Origin of the sequence: Pseudacidovorax intermedius (genome assembly GCF_001476815.1) — a bacterium.
In the GTDB taxonomy this organism is placed as follows: Bacteria; Pseudomonadota; Gammaproteobacteria; order Burkholderiales; family Burkholderiaceae_C; genus Xenophilus; species Xenophilus intermedius_A.
In genome coordinates, this window is sequence record NZ_LDSL01000243.1 from 1 (window position 1) to 799 (window position 799).

The window sequence follows — 799 nt, forward strand, 5'->3', positions numbered from 1 at the left end:
GGGCGGGAATACGCGCTGCACCCGTCCATGACGGCCATGGCGCGCCTCTTCGGGGCCGGCCAGGCGGCCGTGCTGCTCAACGTGGGGCCGCTGGTGGTGCCGCTCACGCGGGCGCAGTACGCCGGCGTCAACCGCAGCACCTACCCGGTGCCGCCCAAGCTCTTCTCGCACAACGACCAGCAGTCGGTGTGGCAGGCCTCGTCGCCGGAAGGCGCCACCATCGGCTGGGGCGGCAACATCGCCGACGAGTTCCTGTCGTCCAACGGCAATGCGCTGTTCACCTGCATCTCGGTGTCGGGCAACGCGGTGTTCCTCTCGGGCGACAACGCGCTGTGCTACCAGGTGGGCACCGGCGGGGCCGTCAGCATCTCGCCAGCACGCAGCGGCGGCAGCACCTTCGGCTCGCGCAAGGTCAATGCGGCCATGGCGCAGCTGATCCAGCAGGCCCGCAGCCACACGCTGGAGAATGAGTACAACCGCGTCACCGCCCGCTCCATGGGCGCCGCCGACACGGTCAACAGCGCCATCGGTGCGGCCTATGCCAGCGGCACCTTCCCGGCCGGCAACAGCCTGGCGGACCAGCTCTCGATGGTGGCGCGGCTAATCCGTGGCCGCAGCACGCTGGGCGCGAAGCGGCAGGTGTTCTTCGTGTCGCTGGGCGGCTTCGACCTGCACGACAACCTGATCGCCAACCACGGCGGCCTGCTGGGCCGCGTGTCCGACGCCATGGCCGCCTTCCAGGCGCAGATGGACAACATGGGCCTGGGCAATGCCGTCACCCAGTTCACCGCCTCCGACT

At 69.8% G+C, this 799-nt stretch carries 1 protein-coding gene; it reads left to right on the plus strand.

Going from position 1 to position 799, the window contains the following annotated elements; translation table 11 throughout:
* On the plus strand, positions 1–799 hold a 799-nt coding region (locus NS331_RS24900; protein WP_153013059.1), incomplete at both ends, for a DUF1501 domain-containing protein.